At 74.7% G+C, this 1,855-nt stretch carries 3 protein-coding genes; 1 reads left to right on the forward strand and 2 read right to left on the reverse strand.

The features are described from left to right. The first annotated feature begins 90 nt into the window (after positions 1 to 90). Positions 91 to 1,023 carry an RluA family pseudouridine synthase gene (locus E1298_RS46590; protein WP_131903756.1) on the forward strand — a complete coding sequence of 311 codons (933 nt, stop codon included), beginning with the start codon at positions 91 to 93 and terminating at the stop codon, positions 1,021 to 1,023. A gap of 22 nt (positions 1,024 to 1,045) precedes the next feature. On the opposite strand, the gene E1298_RS46595 is transcribed toward E1298_RS46590, so the two are convergent. Further along, the gene (locus tag E1298_RS46595; protein ID WP_131903757.1) at positions 1,046 to 1,357 is read right to left on the reverse strand and encodes an AzlD domain-containing protein; all 312 of its coding nucleotides are present in this window, start codon (positions 1,355 to 1,357) and stop codon (positions 1,046 to 1,048) included. Continuing rightward, the coding region (locus E1298_RS46600) for an AzlC family ABC transporter permease (protein ID WP_207945280.1) at positions 1,354 to 1,855 on the reverse strand (502 nt) is incomplete at its 5' end. The genes E1298_RS46600 and E1298_RS46595, both read right to left, overlap by 4 nt.

Consider the following 1,855-nt stretch of genomic DNA (forward strand, 5'->3'; position numbering starts at 1 on the left):
CGCCCCCGAAGAGCCCGCTCCCAAGGAGACGGCCCCCGAGGGCCCCAAGGAGACGACGCCCGAGGGCCCGGCCTCAGAGGAGAAGCCGTAATGGGGGACCTTCGCGCCCTCCCGGTCCCGGACGGGCTGGAGGGCGAGCGGATCGACGCGGCCCTGGCCCGGCTGTTCGGGCTCTCCCGGGGCAGCGCCGCCGACATCATCGCCGCGGGCGACGTCCTGCTGGACGGGCACGCGGTGTCGACCAAGTCCGAGCGGCTGCACGCCGGTGCCTGGCTGGAGGTCACCCTGCCGCCGCCCGCGTCGGCGCCCGCGCCGGTCGCCGAGCCCGTCCCCGGGATGGGCCTGCTGTACGAGGACGACGACATCGTCGTGGTCGACAAGCCGATCGGCGTCGCCGCCCACCCCACCACCGGCTGGACGGGCCCGACCGTCCTCGGCGGGCTGCTCGGCGCCGGGCACACGATCGCAACCAGCGGCGCGTCCGAACGGCAGGGCATCGTGCACCGGCTCGACGCCAACACCACCGGCGCCATGGTCGTGGCCAAGAGCGAGGTCGCCTACTCGCGTCTCAAGCGGGCCTTCAAGGAGCGCCGCATCGACAAGCGGTACCAGGCGCTCGTCCAGGGCCACCCCGACCCGTTCCGGGGGACGGTCGACGCGCCGATCGACCGGCACCCGTCCGGGGACGGGCGGTTCGCGGTGGTGGCGGGCGGCAAACCGTCCGTGACGCACTACGACACGGTGGAGGCGTTCCGCGCGGCCACCTTGCTCGACATCGACCTGGAGACGGGCCGCACCCACCAGATCCGGGTGCACATGTCCGCGATCCGGCATCCCTGCATAGGCGACATGGCGTACGGCGCCGATCCGACGCTGGCGGCCAGGCTCGGCCTCAAGCGCCAATGGCTGCACGCCGCCCGGCTGGGCTTCGAGCACCCGACCCGGGGCGATTGGGTGGAATTCCAGAGCCCGTACCCGGACGACCTGGCCAACGCCCTGCAGATCATCACCGAAGAGTCCTGAACCCCAGCGCCAGGCCAGCCCCCTAGAGCCCGGCCAGGCGTAGCCCGGCGGCCACCCCCGCCGCCACCACGAGGACGACCAGGAACGGCGCCCGTAGCAGAAGCGCGACCACGGCCGCGCCAAGGCCCGCCATGCGGGCGCCGTCGAACTCCAGGGTTCTGCCGTCGGCCAGCGCCTGGACCGCGATCAGCGCGGTCAGCAGCGCGACCGGTACCAGGTCGGTGAACCGGCGCACCCGGGGATCGTCCAAGACCCGCTGCGGTGTGACCAGGCCGCCGAGCTTCAGCGCGTAGCACCCCAGCCCGGTGGCGATGACGGCGATCCAGACGTTCACGCGGCCCTGCCTTTCTGATAGTGCCTGCGCTTGACGAGGGCGGGCAGCACCGCGACGGCCGCGAGCATGACGGGCACGCCGGGCGGCAGCAGGGGCGTCGCGGCGACCGCGATGGCCGCGGCGCCCACCGCGACACCGGCCTCGGCGCGTCCGGCGGTCAGCCGCGGCCACAGCAGCGCCAGGAACACCGCGGGCCCGAGCACGTCCAGCCCGATGGCCTCGGGATCGCCCAGCCGCGCCGCGCCGGCCGCCCCCAGCAGCGTCGTCGCGTTCCACACCGCGTACAGGGTGATCGCGGTGGTGTAGAACCCGGCGCGGGCCGCCGCCCGTCCGGGCTGGGCCGCCGCCACGGCCGTGGTCTCGTCGATGACGACCTGCGCGGTGAGCAGCCGCCGCCATCCCCGCGCGTCCAGCGTCCGTGCGAGCCGCAGCCCGTACAGGGCGTTGCGCCCGCCGAGGAGCACCGCCCCGAGCGTCCCGGCGACGAGCCCGCCGCCC

It is taken from the genome of Actinomadura rubrisoli, assembly GCF_004349215.1.
Lineage (GTDB): Bacteria > Actinomycetota > Actinomycetes > Streptosporangiales > Streptosporangiaceae > Spirillospora > Spirillospora rubrisoli.

Excerpts from the sequence above, each read along its gene's own strand:
- E1298_RS46590 (WP_131903756.1), top strand. The coding sequence starts at position 91 with ATGGGGGACCTTCGCGCCCTCCCGGTCCCGGACGGGCTGGAGGGCGAG.